Below are 17,071 nucleotides of genomic sequence, written 5' to 3'. Positions count from 1 at the left end.
CGGCTGTAGCGCGGTGGTCCCACCTGACCCCATGCCGAACTCAGAAGTGAAACGCCGTAGCGCCGATGGTAGTGTGGGGTCTCCCCATGCGAGAGTAGGGAACTGCCAGGCATCAAATTACGTAGTAAACCGGGGCAATAAACCGGTAGTTGTAGAAGTATTCGGTGGAGCGGTAGTTCAGTCGGTTAGAATACCTGCCTGTCACGCAGGGGGTCGCGGGTTCGAGTCCCGTCCGTTCCGCCACTTATTTAAACTAAGCCTGCTACATTAGCAGGCTTAGTAGTAAGAAATTTAGGGGCGTAGCTCAGTTGGTAGAGCACCGGTCTCCAAAACCGGGTGTCGCGAGTTCGAGTCTCTCCGCCCCTGCCATATAAAGAATCCTTTGCTTCGGCGAAGGATTTTTTTTTGCCTGTAATATTTCAACTTTCCCCTCTTTAAGCCTTTAATTGCGTCCCTGCAACAGGCTGATTCACTCCATCACGCTGATTTTAAGTAGATCTTTGATCTGCCCCTGTTTGTCACTGTTCTGAAGCCAGATAGCGTATAGCGGCCTCTGGAGCAGGGCTGAATCGGTGACCGCATACAGGCCTGGTTTATTACTGGCCCAGCGTTGTGGCAGCCAGGTACAACCTTTAAGCGCTGCGAGTTGTTGGCAGGCTATTTCAGCAGAACTGGTTGTCAGGACTGGAACATCGTCCGCTGCAATCAACCCCGCCTCATGCGGCTGGAAATCGGGGCCCCATTCAAGGCGCAGATAATTCAGGTCGCTTTTCAGAGCGGAAGGTTCCGCCGCATAGAGTCCCAGACTGAACTGGCCGAGAACCTGGCTGCTAAATTCATCCATTTTTGGTGCTTCGGTAGTGATCAGAAGATCCAGTTGTCTTTCATGCAGTTGCTTAACCAGCGACTGCCGTTGCGCAATACGCGCCTCAAACTGCAGATGCCCGTGAGAGCGATATAGCCGACTCAGCCACGGGCTAAGCATGCACTCCCATAGCGAGGCGCTGGCACCGATAGAGAACTCATTATGCTTTGAGGTATGAGCAACCTCTTTACGTGCCGCCTGCCAGGTGTTCATGAGCGTTTCGGCATACGGCAGAAGTTTCTCTCCCGCTGGCGTTAAGCGGATGTTGTTGCGATGGCGGGTGAAAAGGTTTACACCGAGCTGATTTTCAAGCTGTCGAATACGAAAGCTCACTGCCGACTGCGTCAGATAAAGCGCTTCTGCGGCGCGCCCAAAGTGGCGAGTTCTGCTCACTTCGAGAAAAGTTTTTAGCAATTCCGTATCCACGGTATTCTCCGCAAAATTATTTGTCGTTATGATTTAAATGTTTTGTTTGACGCTCTGTCAAGCGTAACTAATACTCCGCGCCATAAATAGCTCGGCCAAAGATATAGGAGCGTGTAGGATGGCGGAAAGCTTTACGACGACTAATCGTTTTTTCGACAACAAAAATTATCCACGCGGATTTTCTCGCCATGGTGATTTCACCATCAAAGAGGCACAACTGCTTGAGCGCCATGGTTATGCCTTCAATGAACTGGATTTGGGAAAACGTGAACCCTCCACTGAAGACGAAAAATCATTTGTTGCCGTCTGCCGTGGCGAGCGCGAGCCAGTAACGGAAGCGGAGCGCGTATGGATCAAATATATGGCGCGTATCAAGCGTCCAAAGCGTTTCCATACTCTGTCTGGTGGTAAACCACAGATGGAAGGTGCGGAAGACTACACCGATTCAGACGATTAATAAAAAGGGGCTAAGGCCCCTTTTTTTATGCCAGCATCTTTTGCAGGTGTAGCAGCAGGCGGTCAATAGCGCGATAGCTCAGCGCTTCCTGTAGATGCCTGCGTTCAATATTTTCACACTCCTCCAGATCGGCAATAGTACGGGCAACTTTTAACAACCGCTGCCACGCACGTACTGACAGACCAAAATGGGTAAGTGTCTCCTCCAGCCACAGCGCGTCATCTGCCGCTAGCCGGCAAAAAGTGCGGATCTCAGCGTTATCCAGATGCGCGTTACGTTTCTTCTGCCTTGCCAGCTGCCTCTCCTGTGCGGCAATCACTCGGTTTCGCACGGTGAGGCTTGATTCCCCCGTTTTATGCGCCTGGCTTAGTAAGCCTGGCGGCGGGAGTGGGATCTCGAGCGATAGATCGAAGCGGTCGAGGAATGGCCCGGACAAGCGACCCAGATAGCGGAGCGTCTGCTCGGGCGAGCAGCGATTATGATTGCCTTGATAGTGCCCCGTTGGGCTGGGGTTCATGGCGGCGATAAGCTGGAAGCGTGCCGGATAACTGATCTTGGCGCGCGTGCGGGAGATATTAATTTGCCCGGATTCAATGGGCTCGCGTAAGGCGTCCAGCACGCGACGCTCAAACTCGGGCAATTCGTCCAGAAACAGAATGCCATTATGTGCCAGTGAGATCTCTCCCGGCCCGGGGATTGCACCTCCACCCACCATGGCTACCAGCGAGGCACTATGATGCGGGGCCCGGAAAGGGCGCTGACGCCATTGTTTATACATTGATGTGGCGCTGACCAGGCTTACGATAGCCGCGCTTTCCAGCGCCTCATGGTTACTGAGTGGCGGCAGCAGAGTGTTGAGCCGGCTCGCGAGCATGGTTTTGCCGGTGCCGGGTGGGCCAATGAGCAGCAGGTTATGCGCACCAGCTGCGGTGATCTCCAGCGCCCTCTTACCCTGTTCCTGGCCGATGATATCGCTGATGTCACACTCGTTATGTTCGGCAACAAACGGCTCCCCAACGGGCGCGGCCAGCTCATGACATCCCTCAAGAAAAGCGCATACTTCCTGGAGGTGTTCAGCAACCAGGCAGCCTTTTTCTTCAATAAGGCTGACTTCAGCAGCATTATCTCTGGCGACGATAATCTCTCTCCCGGCGCGTATAGCCGCCAGAGCGCCAGATATCGCGCCAGGAACCCCTCTTAACGTGCCTGTAAGCGCCAGCTCACCCACAAACTCATATGCGCTTATCCTGGAGGAGGAGAGCTGCTCAGAGGCGACGAGAAGCGCGATGGCGATAGGTAAATCGTATCGTCCCCCTTCCTTAGGGAGATCGGCTGGGGCCAGATTGATGGTGATCTTTTTGGCCGGGAAGGTATAACCACTATTGATGATCGCGCTGCGTACCCGGTCTCTGGCCTCCTTAACGGTAGTTTCGGGCAAGCCGACCAGCGTCAGGCCAGGCAGGCCATTACTGAGATGAACTTCTACGCAAATAAGCGGTGCTTCAACGCCTAATGCAGCGCGGGTATAGACAACCGACAATGACATAAATGGCCTCCTTGTCGTGCCACTATGTCATCTGTCCGACGCGATTTTTACCGTCAGTTCGCGTTTTTACGTGGCCTGTTCATGAATATTTTCCCTTAATTGTAATGTTTTCATCACCATGGAGGCCTGCTCGCAAAAGGGTAATAAGCTTGTCTTCTCACCCTCATTGCCCAGGAAAAAATGAAAATAATTCATTTTCTATTTTTGTCATAAAAAACAATGATTTTTATCTAAACTATTAGCGTAATAAGCAAATGAATTATAAAAAAATGTTGTGTTTGATTCGATATCTGTGATACCTCTTTAGGTATTCCTTCGAACAAGATGCAAAAAGAACAGCAAATGACAGCCCTTCTACGAGTGATTAGCCTGGTCGTGATTAGCGTGGTGGTGATTATTATCCCACCGTGCGGGGCTGCACTTGGACGAGGAAAGGCTTAATAATCAAGCCTTAACGAACTAAGACCCCCGCACCGAAAGGTCCGGGGGTTTTTTTATGACCTTAAAACATAAGCGAGGAGCAGATGATGAGTAACAGCATAAAATTCTGTTTCTCCCGATTTACGACGGGGAAGTAACTATGAATGGCGCACAATGGGTAGTACATGCGTTGCGAGCGCAGGGAGTCGAGACAGTATTCGGTTACCCGGGTGGTGCAATTATGCCGATTTACGATGCTCTGTATGACGGCGGCGTGGAACATCTGTTGTGCCGACACGAGCAGGGCGCAGCAATGGCGGCCATCGGTTATGCGCGTGCTACGGGGAAAACTGGCGTCTGTATGGCGACCTCTGGCCCGGGTGCGACCAACCTCATCACCGGTCTGGCTGACGCACTGCTCGATTCCGTTCCCGTTGTGGCCATCACCGGTCAGGTTGCCTCTCCCTTCATCGGCACCGATGCTTTCCAGGAAGTGGACGTTCTCGGTTTGTCACTGGCGTGTACGAAACACAGCTTCCTCGTCCAGTCACTCGAAGAGCTGCCTCGCGTCATGGCGGAGGCATTTGAGGTGGCAAACTCAGGCCGTCCTGGTCCGGTTCTGGTTGATATTCCTAAAGATATCCAGGTTGCGCTGGGCGAGCTGGAGCCTCACTTCTCTACCGTTGAGAACGCCGATGATTTCCCGCATACCGAAGCAGATGAAGCGAGCCAGATGCTGGCCCACGCGCAAAAACCGATCCTCTACGTAGGCGGCGGCGTTGGGATGGCGCAGGCCGTTCCAGCCCTGCGTGAATTTATCGCGGTTACCCAAATGCCCGCGACCTGCACACTGAAAGGGCTGGGCGCGGTGGATGCCGACTACCCGTACTATCTGGGTATGTTGGGGATGCACGGCACGAAAGCGGCCAACCTCGCGGTGCAGGAGTGCGACCTGTTGATCGCTGTGGGCGCGCGCTTTGACGATCGTGTCACCGGCAAGCTGAATACCTTCGCGCCGAATGCAAAAGTTATTCATATGGATATCGATCCGGCAGAGATGAATAAGCTCCGTCAGGCGCATGTGGCTTTGCAAGGGGATCTCAACGCGCTGTTGCCTGCGTTGCAACAGCCATTAGCGATTGACGCCTGGCGTCAGCATGCGGCAGCAATGCGCCGCGAACATGCCTGGCGCTATGACCATCCGGGTGACGCTATCTATGCGCCGCTGCTGCTGAAACAGCTGTCGGATCGTAAGCCAGCCGACAGCGTAGTCACCACCGACGTGGGCCAGCACCAGATGTGGTCAGCCCAGCACATGACCTACACGCGCCCGGAAAATTTCATCACGTCCAGCGGCTTAGGCACGATGGGCTTTGGTCTGCCTGCCGCCGTTGGGGCGCAGGTAGCGCGCCCGGACGATACGGTCATCTGCATCTCCGGTGACGGCTCCTTCATGATGAACGTACAGGAGCTCGGCACCATCAAGCGTAAGCAGTTGCCGGTGAAGATCGTGCTGCTGGATAACCAACGTTTGGGCATGGTTCGCCAGTGGCAGCAGCTCTTTTTCCAGGAGCGTTACAGCGAAACCACCCTGACCGATAACCCCGATTTCCTCGTTCTGGCCAGCGCCTTCGGCATCCCTGGCCAGCACATCACCCGTAAAGACCAGGTTGAAGCGGCACTTGATGAAATGTTGTCCAGCAAGGGGCCTTACCTGCTTCATGTCTCAATCGACGAGCTTGAGAATGTCTGGCCGTTGGTGCCGCCCGGCGCCAGTAACTCACAAATGCTGGAGAAATTATCATGATGCAACATCAGGTCGCCGTTCAGGCTCGCTTCAACCCGGAAACGTTAGAACGTGTATTGCGCGTGGTGCGCCATCGTGGGTTCCAGATCTGTTCGATGAACATGGAAACCGCCACCGACGCGCAGAACATAAATATTGAATTGACCGTTGCCAGTCAGCGCCCCGTCGAATTACTGTTTAGCCAGTTGAGCAAACTTGTCGACGTCGCCCGGGTTGATATCCAGCAGCGTGCCGCTTCATCACAAACACAACAAATTCGCGCCTGAGCGCAAAGGAAGAAAAATGACGACGAAAAAAGCTGATTTCATTTGGTCCAATGGTGAGATGGTTCGCTGGGAGGACGCTAAAGTCCACGTGATGTCCCATGCGCTTCACTACGGTACTTCTGTATTTGAAGGTATCCGTTGCTACGACTCACACAAAGGCCCGGTGGTGTTCCGTCATCGTGAACACATGCAACGTCTGCGTGATTCAGCCAAAATTTATCGCTTCCCTGTTTCTCAGAGCGTCGACGAGCTGATGGAAGCTTGCCGCGCGGTGCTGCGTAAAAACAACCTGACCAGCGCCTATATTCGTCCGCTGGTTTTCGTGGGTGATGTGGGTATGGGCGTCAACCCGCCAGCCGGTTACACCACCGATGTGATCATCGCCGCGTTCCCGTGGGGAGCATACCTGGGCGCCGAAGCGCTGGAACAGGGGATCGATGCGATGGTCTCCTCCTGGAACCGTGTGGCGCCAAACACTATCCCGACCGCAGCCAAAGCGGGCGGTAACTATCTCTCCTCCCTGCTGGTAGGCAGCGAAGCGCGCCGTCACGGTTATCAGGAAGGTATCGCCCTGGATGTGAACGGCTATATCTCTGAAGGTGCGGGTGAGAACCTGTTTGAAGTGAAAGATGGCGTCCTCTTCACCCCGCCATTCACCTCTTCCGCCCTGCCAGGGATCACCCGCGACGCCATTATCAAACTGGCGCAGGATCTGGGCATTGAAGTGCGCGAGCAGGTGCTGTCCCGTGAATCACTGTATCTGGCCGATGAAGTGTTCATGTCCGGTACCGCAGCAGAGATCACCCCGGTACGCAGCGTCGACGGCATCCAGGTCGGTGAAGGCCGCCGTGGCCCGGTCACTAAACGTATCCAGGAAGCCTTCTTCGGCCTCTTCACCGGCGAAACCGAAGATAAATGGGGTTGGTTGGACCAGGTTAATCCATAAGCATAAATATGGGACAGCACGCACCGTCCCATTTACCAGATAGACGGGAGTAAATAACGCATGCCTAAGTACCGTTCCGCCACCACCACTCACGGCCGCAATATGGCGGGTGCCCGCGCGCTGTGGCGCGCTACCGGAATGACCGATGCCGATTTCGGGAAACCGATTATCGCCGTGGTCAACTCTTTTACCCAGTTTGTGCCGGGCCACGTGCACCTGCGCGACCTCGGGAAGCTGGTTGCCGAGCAGATTGAAGCCTCCGGCGGCGTGGCAAAAGAGTTCAACACCATCGCCGTGGATGACGGGATCGCAATGGGGCACGGGGGCATGCTCTATTCACTGCCGTCGCGCGAGCTGATTGCCGACTCGGTGGAGTACATGGTGAACGCCCACTGTGCCGATGCCATGGTCTGTATCTCTAACTGCGACAAAATCACCCCGGGGATGCTGATGGCCTCCCTGCGCCTGAACATTCCGGTGATCTTCGTCTCCGGCGGCCCAATGGAAGCGGGTAAAACCAAGCTCTCCGATAAGATCATCAAGCTCGACCTGGTTGACGCGATGATTCAGGGCGCGGACCCGAAAGTCTCCGACGAGCAGAGCGAACAGGTTGAACGTTCAGCATGCCCGACCTGCGGCTCCTGCTCCGGGATGTTCACCGCCAACTCGATGAACTGTCTGACCGAAGCGCTGGGCTTATCTCAGCCGGGTAACGGCTCGCTGCTGGCGACCCACGCCGATCGTAAGGAGCTGTTTATCAATGCCGGTAAACGCATCGTTGAGCTGACCAAACGCTACTACGAGCAGGACGATGCCAGCGCGCTGCCGCGCAATATCGCCAGCAAAGCGGCATTTGAAAACGCCATGACGCTGGATATCGCTATGGGCGGTTCCACTAACACCGTTCTGCACCTGCTGGCCGCCGCGCAGGAAGCGGAGATCGATTTCACCATGAGTGATATCGACAAGCTCTCCCGCAAAGTGCCGCAGCTGTGTAAGGTTGCGCCAAGCACGCAGAAATATCACATGGAAGATGTTCACCGTGCCGGTGGCGTGCTGGGGATCCTCGGTGAGCTGGATCGCGCCGGGTTGATGAACCGCGATGTGAAAAACGTGCTGGGCCTGACGCTGCCGCAGGCGCTGGATCAGTATGACGTGATGCTGACCAAAGATGAGTCAGTGAAAAAAATGTTCCGCGCCGGTCCAGCCGGTATCCGTACCACCCAGGCGTTCTCGCAGGATTGTCGCTGGGACAGCCTGGATGACGATCGCGCAGAGGGTTGTATCCGCTCGCTGGAACATGCCTACAGCAAAGATGGTGGCCTGGCGGTTCTGTACGGCAACTTTGCGGAAAACGGCTGTATCGTTAAAACCGCAGGCGTGGATGACAGCATTCTGAAATTTACCGGTCCGGCAAAAGTCTACGAGAGCCAGGACGAGGCGGTAGAAGCGATCCTCGGCGGCAAAGTGGTTGAAGGCGATGTCGTGGTGATCCGCTACGAAGGGCCGAAAGGCGGGCCTGGAATGCAGGAGATGCTCTACCCGACCACCTTCCTGAAATCGATGGGCCTCGGTAAAGCCTGTGCGCTGATCACCGACGGTCGCTTCTCCGGCGGTACCTCCGGTCTCTCTATCGGCCACGTTTCGCCGGAAGCGGCCAGCGGCGGCAACATCGCGATCATCGAAGATGGCGACCTGATTGAAATCGATATTCCGAATCGCGGTATTCAGCTGAAACTGAGCGACCAGGAAATTGCAGCCCGCCGCGAAGCACAGGAAGCGCGTGGGGATAAAGCCTGGACGCCGAAAGATCGCCAGCGTGAAGTCTCCTTCGCCCTGCGCGCATATGCGACCCTCGCGACCAGTGCAGATAAAGGCGCAGTGCGCGATAAATCTAAACTTGGGGGCTAATGATGGCCGAATCCCAACCCTTATCCGCCGCCCCCGAGGGGGCGGAATATCTCAGGGCGGTACTACGCGCGCCGGTTTATGAAGCGGTGCAGGTCACGCCGCTGCAAAAAATGGACAAGCTCTCGGCGCGCCTCGATAACGTCATTCTGGTAAAACGTGAAGACCGTCAGCCGGTACACAGCTTTAAGCTGCGCGGCGCTTACGCGATGATGGCCGGGCTGAACGATGAGCAAAAAGCGCGTGGGGTGATCACGGCGTCTGCGGGCAACCATGCCCAGGGCGTGGCGTTCTCGTCTGCGCGTCTGGGGTTAAAAGCGCTGATCGTAATGCCGGTTGCCACGGCGGATATCAAAGTCGATGCGGTGCGGGGATTTGGCGGTGAAGTGCTGCTCCACGGCGCCAATTTTGACGAAGCGAAAGCCAAAGCCATTGAGCTGGCGCAGCAGCAGGGCTTCACCTGGGTGCCGCCGTTCGATCACCCGATGGTGATTGCCGGGCAGGGTACCCTGGCGCTGGAACTGCTGCAGCAGGATGCCCATCTTGATCGGGTGTTTGTTCCGGTCGGCGGCGGTGGCCTGGCGGCGGGCGTGGCGGTACTCATCAAACAGCTGATGCCGCAGATCAAAGTGATTGCCGTGGAAGCGGAAGATTCTGCCTGCCTGAAGGCGGCGCTGGATGCCGGGCATCCGGTCGATCTCCCGCGCGTTGGGTTGTTTGCCGAGGGTGTGGCGGTGAAACGCATCGGGGATGAGACCTTCCGCGTCTGCCGGGAGTATCTCGACGACATCATCACTGTCGACAGCGATGCGATTTGCGCAGCGATGAAAGATCTCTTCGAGGATGTGCGCGCGGTGGCAGAGCCGTCCGGCGCGCTGGCGCTGGCGGGGATGAAAAAATATATCGCCCAGCACAATATTCGCGGCGAGCGTCTGGCCCATGTCCTTTCCGGCGCTAACGTCAACTTCCACGGCCTGCGCTACGTTTCCGAGCGCTGCGAGCTGGGTGAACAGCGTGAAGCGCTGCTGGCAGTGACCATCCCGGAAGAGAAGGGCAGCTTCCTCAAGTTCTGCCAGCTGCTGGGCGGCCGTTCGGTAACCGAGTTCAACTACCGTTTTGCCGATGCTAAAGATGCCTGCATTTTTGTTGGGGTGCGTTTAAGCCGCGGTCTGGAAGAGCGCAAAGAGATCCTCAGCCTGCTGCATGACGGTGGCTACAGCGTGGTGGATCTCTCTGATGATGAAATGGCGAAGCTGCACGTGCGCTACATGGTGGGCGGGCGTCCGTCTAAACCGTTACGGGAGCGTCTGTTCAGCTTTGAGTTTCCGGAGTCGCCGGGTGCGCTGCTGAAGTTCCTGCATACCCTGGGCACGCACTGGAACATCTCCCTGTTCCACTACCGCAGCCACGGCACCGACTACGGTAGGGTACTGGCGGCGTTTGAACTGGGCGAGCACGAGCCGGATTTCGAAACGCGGCTGAACGAACTGGGCTACGAGTGTCATGACGAAACCGACAACCCGGCGTTCCGTTTCTTCCTGGCGGGCTAGTGGTTGGGCAATATCTTCCAGAACGCATCAATAAGCGGCTCATGCAGCCGCTTTTTTTGTGCGCAGACGCCAAGCTCAAACGGCGTTTTCTCGTCGCTGCGCTCCAGAATCATCACGCGATTGCGCACCGGCTCCGGACTGTTCTCCAGCACCACTTCCGGCAGCAGCGCCACGCCGCAGCCGAGCGCCACCATTGAGACCATCGCCTCATGGCCGCCCACTGTCGCATAGATGGAAGGGTTGCTGATTTTCTGACGACGGAACCACAGCTCAATGCGACGACGCACCGGCCCCTGATCGGCCATGATAAAGGGCACCGTTGACCAGTCGGGCTTCTCCACCGACACCTGGTTGCGCACCGGGCAGGGCAGCGCCGGAGCGATCAGTACTACGGCCAGATTTTCCAGCATCGAGAAGGCCACCGCCCCCGGCAGGGTTTCCGGTTTGCCGGCAATGGCCAGATCCGCTTCACCCGTCACCACCTTTTCCATCGCATCGGCGGCATCGCCGGTGGTGAGTTTAATTTCAACCGAGGGATGTTCCGCGCGGAAGCGGTCAAGAATGGGGGGAAGATGGCTATAGGCGGCGGTCACCGAGCAGAAGATGTGGAGCTCGCCGGACAGAGAGGGCCCCTGCTGGTCGATGGTGTGGCGCAGCTGCTGATACTGCAATAACGTCTGTTGGGCAAACGTACGCAACTCTTCCCCCGCTTCGGTGAGCGTCACCGTGCGGTTATCACGCACAAACAGCGGCTGGCCGAGATCCTCTTCCAGACGCTGGATCTGGCGGGAAAGCGTGGAGGGGCTGACATGCATCGCCCGCGCGCTGCGGCCAAAATGGCGGCTTTCCGCCAGATGCAAAAACATTTTTAGATCGCGTAAATCCACCGATTCCACTCCCCCATTTTACATTGCAAATATTGCAACGTGACGTTGTGAATATATCAATTTCCGCAATAAATTTCCTGTTGTAATGTGGGTACATTCTCGCTGAACAGCGAACCGAACAATAAGACACACAACATCACGAGGTATCACCATGGCTAACTACTTCAACACACTGAACCTGCGCCAGCAGCTGGCGCAGCTGGGCAAATGCCGCTTTATGGCGCGCGATGAATTTGCCGATGGCGCAAGCTACCTTCAGGGTAAGAAAGTGGTCATCGTCGGCTGTGGCGCACAGGGTCTGAACCAGGGCCTGAACATGCGCGACTCCGGCCTGGATATCTCTTACGCCCTGCGTAAAGAAGCGATTGCTGAGAAGCGTGCTTCCTGGCGCAAAGCGACCGAAAACGGCTTCAAAGTGGGTACCTACGAAGAGCTGATCCCGCAGGCAGATCTGGTTGTTAACCTGACGCCAGACAAACAGCACTCTGACGTTGTGCGTTCCGTACAGCCTATGATGAAAGATGGCGCGGCGCTGGGTTATTCCCACGGCTTCAACATCGTTGAAGTGGGCGAGCAGATCCGTAAAGACATCACCGTCGTGATGGTGGCACCGAAATGCCCGGGTACCGAAGTGCGCGAAGAGTACAAGCGTGGTTTCGGTGTGCCGACCCTGATCGCGGTTCACCCGGAAAACGATCCGAAAGGCGAAGGGATGGCGATCGCCAAAGCATGGGCAGCAGCTACCGGCGGCCACCGTGCGGGCGTGCTGGAATCCTCCTTCGTGGCCGAAGTGAAATCTGACCTGATGGGCGAGCAGACTATCCTGTGCGGCATGCTGCAGGCCGGTTCTCTGCTCTGCTTCGATAAGCTGGTGGAAGAGGGTACTGACCCGGCATACGCGGAAAAACTGATTCAGTTCGGCTGGGAAACCATCACCGAAGCGCTGAAGCAGGGCGGCATCACCCTGATGATGGACCGTCTGTCTAACCCGGCGAAACTGCGTGCCTTCGCCCTGTCCGAGCAGCTGAAAACCATCATGGCACCGCTGTTCCAGAAACATATGGACGACATCATCTCTGGCGAGTTCTCTTCCGGCATGATGGCTGACTGGGCCAACGACGATAAGAAACTGCTGACCTGGCGCGAAGAGACCGGTAAGACCGCGTTTGAGACCGCTGAGCAGTATGAAGGCAAAATCGGCGAGCAGGAGTACTTTGATAAAGGCGTTCTGATGATTGCGATGGTGAAAGCGGGCGTTGAGCTGGCGTTCGAAACCATGGTGGATTCCGGCATCATCGAAGAGTCTGCTTACTATGAATCCCTGCACGAGCTGCCGCTGATTGCGAACACCATCGCCCGTAAGCGTCTGTATGAGATGAACGTGGTTATCTCCGATACCGCTGAATACGGTAACTACCTGTTCTCTTATGCCTGCGTACCGCTGCTGAAAGAGTTCATGACCACCCTGCAGCCAGGCGATCTGGGCAAAGCGATTGCCGAAGGTGCGGTAGATAATGCCCAACTGCGTGACGTGAACGAAGCGATTCGCAGCCACGAGATCGAGAAAGTAGGTCACAAACTGCGTGGCTATATGACCGATATGAAACGTATCGCAGTAGCAGGCTAAAACCTCATGTCGGGTGGCGCTGTGCTTACCCGACCTACAAAGCTGTATCAAGTAGGCCGGGTAAGGCGAAGCCGCCACCCGGCTTTTTATTTGCGGTACAGCACTTTAATAACGTGGTAACCGAACTGAGTGTGCAGCGGGCCGGTTGGCTCCAGCACCGGGCAGGAGAAGACCACTTTATCGAACGCCGGAACCATCTGACCCTGGCGGAATTCACCCAGATCGCCGCCGCGTTTGCCTGACGGGCAAATAGAGTGCTTCTTCGCCAGCTTGCCGAAGTCGGCGCCGTTTTTAATCTGCTCCAGAAGATCCAGAGCCAGTTTCTCTTCTTTAACAAGAATATGCAGTGCTGCTGCTGTTTTTGCCATGATCGTGCCTTGAAGGGTTGAGTTAAATCGGGGCGCAATATACCACGCGTTAGCGGCGATACAGCACCTTAATGATATGGTAGCCATACTTCGTTTTGACCGGGCCGCAGGGTTTTAGCAGCGGGCAGCTAAAAACCGCCTCATCGAAAGGGCCCACCATCACACCCTGCTTAAATTCCCCTAAATCGCCGCCGTTGCGCCCGGAGGGACATTTAGAGTAGCGCTTCGCCAGATGATCGAAGCTGATGCCGCGTTCCAGTTTGGCAAGGATCTCCTGCGCCAGCTTCTCTTCTTTTACCAGAATGTGCAGGGCCGCTGCGCTCTTTTTCATGGTTCTGCTCTCGGGGTTAATCGCGTTTTGTTCACTTTATCATTAGCCGGTAAATCTGCGCCCGGCTTTCTGCTACAATCCCCACCCCGTTCGAAGATTGAGCAATATTCCCATGCGTTTAAACCCTGGACAACAACAAGCGGTCGAATTCGTTACTGGACCATGCCTGGTGCTGGCAGGGGCGGGTTCCGGTAAAACCCGCGTCATCACCAACAAAATCGCCCACCTGATCCGCGGCTGCGGCTATCAGGCACGCCACATCGCCGCGGTGACCTTTACCAACAAAGCGGCGCGCGAGATGAAAGAGCGTGTCGGGCAGACGTTAGGGCGCAAAGAGGCCCGCGGCCTGATGATCTCCACCTTCCATACCCTGGGGCTGGATATCATAAAGCGCGAATATGCGGCGTTGGGGATGAAAGCCAACTTCTCGCTGTTTGACGATACCGATCAGGTGGCATTGCTCAAGGAGCTGACCGAAGGGCTGATCGAAGATGACAAAGTGGTGCTGCAGCAGTTGATCTCCACGATCTCAAACTGGAAAAACGATCTGATGAGCCCTGCCCAGGCCGCCGCAAGCGCCAAAGGGGAGCGGGATCGGATCTTCGCCCACTGCTACAGCCTGTATAACGATCATCTCAAAGCCTGCAACGTGCTCGACTTTGACGACCTGATCCTGCTGCCCACGCTGCTGCTGCAAAGCAATGAAGAGGTGCGTGAGCGCTGGCAGAACAAGATCCGCTACCTGCTGGTGGATGAATATCAGGACACCAACACCAGCCAGTACGAGCTGGTGAAACTGCTGGTGGGTCAGCGGGCGCGTTTCACCGTGGTGGGTGACGATGACCAGTCGATCTACTCCTGGCGCGGCGCTCGTCCACAGAACCTGGTCCTGCTCAGTAAGGACTTCCCGGCGCTGCAGGTGATCAAGCTGGAGCAGAACTACCGCTCATCCGGGCGTATTCTGAAGGCGGCCAACATCCTGATCGCCAATAACCCACATGTGTTTGAAAAACGCCTCTTTTCCGAACTGGGATACGGCACGGAGCTGAAGGTGCTCAGCGCCAACAATGAAGATCACGAAGCCGAGCGCGTGGCGGGCGAACTGATTGCCCATCACTTCGTGAACAAAACCAACTACAAAGATTACGCCATTCTCTATCGCGGAAATCACCAGTCGCGCGTCTTTGAAAAGATGCTGATGCAGAACCGCATCCCGTACAAAATTTCCGGCGGAACCTCGTTCTTCTCGCGCCCGGAAATCAAGGATCTGCTCGCCTACCTGCGGGTACTGACCAACCCGGACGATGACAGTGCTTTCCTGCGGATCGTCAATACGCCGAAGCGCGAGATTGGCCCGGCGACACTGCAAAAACTGGGCGAGTGGGCGATGACCCGCAACAAGAGCCTGTTAACGGCCAGTTTCGATATGGGTCTGAGCCAGACCTTAACCGGGCGTGGCTATGAATCGCTGACCCGCTTTACCCACTGGCTGCGCGAGATCCAGCAGCTCAGCGAGCGGGAGCCGATTAATGCGGTGCGGGATCTGATCCGCGGCATCGACTATGAATCCTGGCTGTATGAAACTTCCGCCAGCCCGAAAGCGGCCGAGATGCGGATGAAGAACGTCAACCAGCTTTTCACCTGGATGACTGAGATGCTGGAAGGGACGGAGATCGATGAACCGATGACCCTGACCCAGGTGGTTACCCGCTTTACCCTGCGCGATATGATGGAGCGTGGTGAAAGCGAAGAGGAGGCGGATCAGGTGCAGCTGATGACCCTGCATGCCTCGAAGGGGCTTGAGTTCCCGTATGTCTATCTGGTGGGCATGGAAGAGGGCTTGCTGCCGCACCAGAGCAGCATCGATGAGGATAACGTCGATGAAGAGCGTCGTCTGGCCTATGTAGGCATCACGCGGGCGCAAAAAGAGCTGACATTTACGCTGTGTAAGGAGCGGCGCCAGTATGGAGAGCTGGTACGCCCGGAGCCGAGCCGTTTCCTGCTGGAGTTACCTCAGGATGATGTGCGCTGGGAGCAGGAACGTAAGGTCATCACCGCCGAAGAGCGGATGCACAAAGGGCAGGCCAGCATCGCCAATATTCGCGCCATGATGGAAAAAGCGAAAAACCGCTAGGCTGAAGGCCCGGTATGCGTAGCGCTACCGGGCATATCGTCGTAATTAATGAACCTCAAGCGCCCAGTGCACGTAGCTCTGCCACTGGGACTCCTGTACCAGCATTTCGGCGCCCAGCGGATGCGTATCGAGCCAGTTTTCCGGTAAGGCTAGCGTCAGTTTCTCTCCTTCCGCCTTCAGCGTGATGGCCGGCAACAGATCGTCCCGGCGACGGCTGGCAAAGAGGATCGCCAGACGCAGCAGGCGGCACAGATGTTCCGCCACGCGCGGCGGAACCGCGTTTTGCTGGTGGAGCGAAGAGAGATCGACAGGGTTGGTCTGGTTTAACAGCAGCGTCGCCAGGAGTTTCTTTTGCGCCGGGGTAAAGCCGGGCAAATCGAGATTGCGTACCAGATACGCCGCGTGCAGCGGCGCTTGTTTGAAATCGACGCTCAGGCCAATTTCATGTAGCTGACAGGCGCTCAGGAGTAGTTCGCGACAGATAGGCTCAATATGCCACTCATTTTCGACGTGATCGAGGAATTTTGTCGCAAGCCTGGCGACCCGGTGCGCCTGCTCAATATCGACCATAAACCGGCGCTGGATGTTGCGCAGGGTGTGGTCGCGAATATCCTGATCGACCGCCAGATGTAGCATGCCGTAGACCAGCCCTTCCCGCAGCGCGCCACCCGCAAGGGTCATGCACTGAATATTCAGTTCGGTGAAAATGGCAATCAGGATCGCCAGCCCGCTCGGGAAGACCAGCGCGCGTTCAAGGGTGAGTCCTTCAATTTCCAGCTCTTCCAGGCGGCCACAGAGGATCGCGCGCTGTTTTAACTGCTGAAGTTTCGCCAGCGTGATGCGCTCATCCATCCCCTGCGCCATCATGATTTCCTGCAGCGCCTGGACGGTGCCGGACGCGCCAACGCAGACTTTCCAGCCGTGATAACGCAGTTCATCGGCCACCGGACGCAGCACTTCGCGCGCGGCTTTTTCCGCGTCATCAAAGTTTTCTTGCGCCAGATTTCGATCGGTGAAGTAGCGTTCAAGCCAGGTGACACAGCCCATCGATAAGCTGTTCAGGGATGTCGCCTGAGCGCCATTACCGGTGACCAGTTCAGTGCTTGCACCACCGATATCCACCACCAGACGACGCTCGTCACCGCCCGTGGTATGCGCTACCCCCTGATAAATCAGGCGGGCTTCTTCTTCACCGCTGATCACCTGTATCGGGCAGCCCAGGATCTGCTGGGCAGTGGCAATAAATTCACCGGCATTCACCGCCAGACGCAGGGTGGCGGTAGCAACAACACGGATTTGCTGGGTAGGGATATCCTGCAGACGCTCGGCAAAAAGACGCAGACATTGCCAGCCGCGCTCCATGGCTTCTGGAGAGAGCTGATTATCAGCACTCAGGCCCGCCGCGAGGCGGACCTTACGCTTAATACGCGCCAGCGTTTGAACACTGCCCGCCACCTCGCGCACAACCAGCATATGAAAACTATTCGAACCTAAATCAATAGCTGCATAGAGCGAGGTAGACCGGAGCATATT

Annotated in this window: 16 protein-coding genes, 2 tRNA genes and 1 rRNA gene; 13 read left to right on the top strand and 6 right to left on the bottom strand. The window is 56.3% G+C overall.

Going from position 1 to position 17,071, the window contains the following annotated elements; translation table 11 throughout:
• From rrf to ACOKCT_RS21075, 3 genes are all read left to right on the top strand, one after another.
• Nucleotides 1–111: ribosomal RNA gene (rrf, locus tag ACOKCT_RS21085) — 5S ribosomal RNA — on the top strand; the annotation flags it as partial.
• Nucleotides 112–166: 55 nt separating this feature from the next.
• A tRNA-Asp gene (locus ACOKCT_RS21080) sits at nucleotides 167–243 on the top strand.
• A gap of 50 nt (nucleotides 244–293) precedes the next feature.
• A tRNA-Trp gene (locus tag ACOKCT_RS21075) sits at nucleotides 294–369 on the top strand.
• Between the two features lie 100 nt (nucleotides 370–469).
• Here the strand turns inward: ACOKCT_RS21075 and hdfR are convergent.
• Nucleotides 470–1,291 carry an HTH-type transcriptional regulator HdfR gene (gene hdfR / locus ACOKCT_RS21070; protein ID WP_156655365.1) on the bottom strand — a complete coding sequence of 274 codons (822 nt, stop codon included), beginning with the start codon at nucleotides 1,289–1,291 and terminating at the stop codon, nucleotides 470–472.
• A 118-nt stretch (nucleotides 1,292–1,409) separates the two neighbouring features.
• Here hdfR and ACOKCT_RS21065 point away from each other — a divergent pair, with 118 nt between their 5' ends.
• A complete protein-coding gene (locus tag ACOKCT_RS21065; RefSeq protein ID WP_039031246.1) occupies nucleotides 1,410–1,748 on the top strand; it encodes a DUF413 domain-containing protein in 339 nt (112 codons plus the stop codon).
• Nucleotides 1,749–1,773: 25 nt separating this feature from the next.
• Here ACOKCT_RS21065 and ACOKCT_RS21060 read toward each other — a convergent pair whose 3' ends face one another.
• Nucleotides 1,774–3,294, bottom strand: a complete 1,521-nt coding sequence (locus ACOKCT_RS21060) for a YifB family Mg chelatase-like AAA ATPase (RefSeq protein WP_159340420.1) — start codon at nucleotides 3,292–3,294, stop codon at nucleotides 1,774–1,776.
• A gap of 342 nt (nucleotides 3,295–3,636) precedes the next feature.
• Between ACOKCT_RS21060 and ilvL the strand changes: the two genes are divergently transcribed.
• The 7 genes from ilvL to ilvA all read left to right on the top strand — a co-directional run bounded on the left by ilvL (nucleotide 3,637) and on the right by ilvA (nucleotide 10,191).
• Entirely contained in the window at nucleotides 3,637–3,735 is a 99-nt protein-coding gene (ilvL, locus tag ACOKCT_RS21055; protein ID WP_001311244.1) for an ilv operon leader peptide, read from the top strand.
• A gap of 86 nt (nucleotides 3,736–3,821) precedes the next feature.
• Nucleotides 3,822–3,872, top strand: a complete 51-nt coding sequence (ilvX, locus tag ACOKCT_RS21050) for a peptide IlvX (RefSeq protein ID WP_197090613.1) — start codon at nucleotides 3,822–3,824, stop codon at nucleotides 3,870–3,872.
• Between the two features lie 2 nt (nucleotides 3,873–3,874).
• Nucleotides 3,875–5,521, top strand: coding sequence for an acetolactate synthase 2 catalytic subunit (gene ilvG / locus ACOKCT_RS21045; RefSeq protein ID WP_180210058.1), 1,647 nt, complete (start codon nucleotides 3,875–3,877; stop codon nucleotides 5,519–5,521).
• A complete protein-coding gene (ilvM, locus tag ACOKCT_RS21040; RefSeq protein ID WP_103177473.1) occupies nucleotides 5,518–5,787 on the top strand; it encodes an acetolactate synthase 2 small subunit in 270 nt (89 codons plus the stop codon). Before ilvG ends, ilvM begins: the two co-directional genes overlap by 4 nt.
• Nucleotides 5,788–5,803: 16 nt before the next feature.
• Complete coding sequence (ilvE, locus tag ACOKCT_RS21035) at nucleotides 5,804–6,733, top strand: branched-chain-amino-acid transaminase (protein ID WP_103177472.1); 930 nt, start codon at nucleotides 5,804–5,806, stop codon at nucleotides 6,731–6,733.
• Between the two features lie 60 nt (nucleotides 6,734–6,793).
• Nucleotides 6,794–8,644 carry a dihydroxy-acid dehydratase gene (ilvD, locus tag ACOKCT_RS21030; RefSeq protein WP_103177471.1) on the top strand — a complete coding sequence of 617 codons (1,851 nt, stop codon included), beginning with the start codon at nucleotides 6,794–6,796 and terminating at the stop codon, nucleotides 8,642–8,644.
• 2 nt (nucleotides 8,645–8,646) lie between these two features.
• Nucleotides 8,647–10,191 carry a threonine ammonia-lyase, biosynthetic gene (ilvA, locus tag ACOKCT_RS21025; protein WP_156655519.1) on the top strand — a complete coding sequence of 515 codons (1,545 nt, stop codon included), beginning with the start codon at nucleotides 8,647–8,649 and terminating at the stop codon, nucleotides 10,189–10,191.
• Here ilvA and ilvY read toward each other — a convergent pair.
• Nucleotides 10,188–11,078 (bottom strand): HTH-type transcriptional activator IlvY, encoded by an 891-nt coding sequence (gene ilvY, locus ACOKCT_RS21020; protein WP_103181002.1) that lies wholly within the window; start codon nucleotides 11,076–11,078, stop codon nucleotides 10,188–10,190. The two genes, ilvA and ilvY, sit on opposite strands and share 4 nt — an antisense overlap.
• A gap of 151 nt (nucleotides 11,079–11,229) precedes the next feature.
• Between ilvY and ilvC the strand changes: the two genes are divergently transcribed.
• Nucleotides 11,230–12,705, top strand: coding sequence for a ketol-acid reductoisomerase (gene ilvC / locus ACOKCT_RS21015; protein ID WP_156655362.1), 1,476 nt, complete (start codon nucleotides 11,230–11,232; stop codon nucleotides 12,703–12,705).
• Nucleotides 12,706–12,791: 86 nt separating this feature from the next.
• Here ilvC and ppiC (ACOKCT_RS21010) read toward each other — a convergent pair whose 3' ends face one another.
• Together ppiC (ACOKCT_RS21010) and ppiC (ACOKCT_RS21005) are read right to left on the bottom strand one after the other, a co-directional pair.
• Complete coding sequence (ppiC, locus tag ACOKCT_RS21010; protein WP_008501570.1) at nucleotides 12,792–13,073, bottom strand: peptidylprolyl isomerase PpiC; 282 nt, start codon at nucleotides 13,071–13,073, stop codon at nucleotides 12,792–12,794.
• 49 nt (nucleotides 13,074–13,122) lie between these two features.
• On the bottom strand, nucleotides 13,123–13,404 hold the full coding sequence (gene ppiC, locus ACOKCT_RS21005; protein WP_103177469.1) for a peptidylprolyl isomerase PpiC: 282 nt from the start codon (nucleotides 13,402–13,404) through the stop codon (nucleotides 13,123–13,125).
• Between the two features lie 112 nt (nucleotides 13,405–13,516).
• Here ppiC (ACOKCT_RS21005) and rep point away from each other — a divergent pair, with 112 nt between their 5' ends.
• Nucleotides 13,517–15,538, top strand: a complete 2,022-nt coding sequence (gene rep, locus ACOKCT_RS21000; RefSeq protein ID WP_103177468.1) for a DNA helicase Rep — start codon at nucleotides 13,517–13,519, stop codon at nucleotides 15,536–15,538.
• A 45-nt stretch (nucleotides 15,539–15,583) separates the two neighbouring features.
• On the opposite strand, the gene gppA is transcribed toward rep, so the two are convergent.
• Nucleotides 15,584–17,068 carry a guanosine-5'-triphosphate,3'-diphosphate diphosphatase gene (gene gppA / locus ACOKCT_RS20995; protein WP_103177467.1) on the bottom strand — a complete coding sequence of 495 codons (1,485 nt, stop codon included), beginning with the start codon at nucleotides 17,066–17,068 and terminating at the stop codon, nucleotides 15,584–15,586.
• Between the last annotated feature and the right edge of the window lie 3 nt (nucleotides 17,069–17,071).

It is taken from the genome of Leclercia sp. M-A074-M, assembly GCF_965195605.1.
Lineage (GTDB): Bacteria > Pseudomonadota > Gammaproteobacteria > Enterobacterales > Enterobacteriaceae > Enterobacter.
Note: the sequence above shows the minus strand (reverse complement) of the source record. Positions and strands in the feature narration are given on the sequence as shown.

Coding starts and splice junctions, on each gene's coding strand:
- ACOKCT_RS21065 (WP_039031246.1), top strand. CDS start 1,410: ATGGCGGAAAGCTTTACGACGACTAATCGTTTTTTCGACAACAAAAAT.
- ACOKCT_RS21060 (WP_159340420.1), bottom strand. CDS start 3,294: ATGTCATTGTCGGTTGTCTATACCCGCGCTGCATTAGGCGTTGAAGCA.
- ilvL (WP_001311244.1), top strand. CDS start 3,637: ATGACAGCCCTTCTACGAGTGATTAGCCTGGTCGTGATTAGCGTGGTG.
- ilvG (WP_180210058.1), top strand. CDS start 3,875: ATGAATGGCGCACAATGGGTAGTACATGCGTTGCGAGCGCAGGGAGTC.
- ilvM (WP_103177473.1), top strand. CDS start 5,518: ATGATGCAACATCAGGTCGCCGTTCAGGCTCGCTTCAACCCGGAAACG.
- ilvE (WP_103177472.1), top strand. CDS start 5,804: ATGACGACGAAAAAAGCTGATTTCATTTGGTCCAATGGTGAGATGGTT.
- ilvD (WP_103177471.1), top strand. CDS start 6,794: ATGCCTAAGTACCGTTCCGCCACCACCACTCACGGCCGCAATATGGCG.
- ilvA (WP_156655519.1), top strand. CDS start 8,647: ATGGCCGAATCCCAACCCTTATCCGCCGCCCCCGAGGGGGCGGAATAT.
- ilvC (WP_156655362.1), top strand. CDS start 11,230: ATGGCTAACTACTTCAACACACTGAACCTGCGCCAGCAGCTGGCGCAG.
- ppiC (WP_008501570.1), bottom strand. CDS start 13,073: ATGGCAAAAACAGCAGCAGCACTGCATATTCTTGTTAAAGAAGAGAAA.
- ppiC (WP_103177469.1), bottom strand. CDS start 13,404: ATGAAAAAGAGCGCAGCGGCCCTGCACATTCTGGTAAAAGAAGAGAAG.
- rep (WP_103177468.1), top strand. CDS start 13,517: ATGCGTTTAAACCCTGGACAACAACAAGCGGTCGAATTCGTTACTGGA.
- gppA (WP_103177467.1), bottom strand. CDS start 17,068: ATGCTCCGGTCTACCTCGCTCTATGCAGCTATTGATTTAGGTTCGAAT.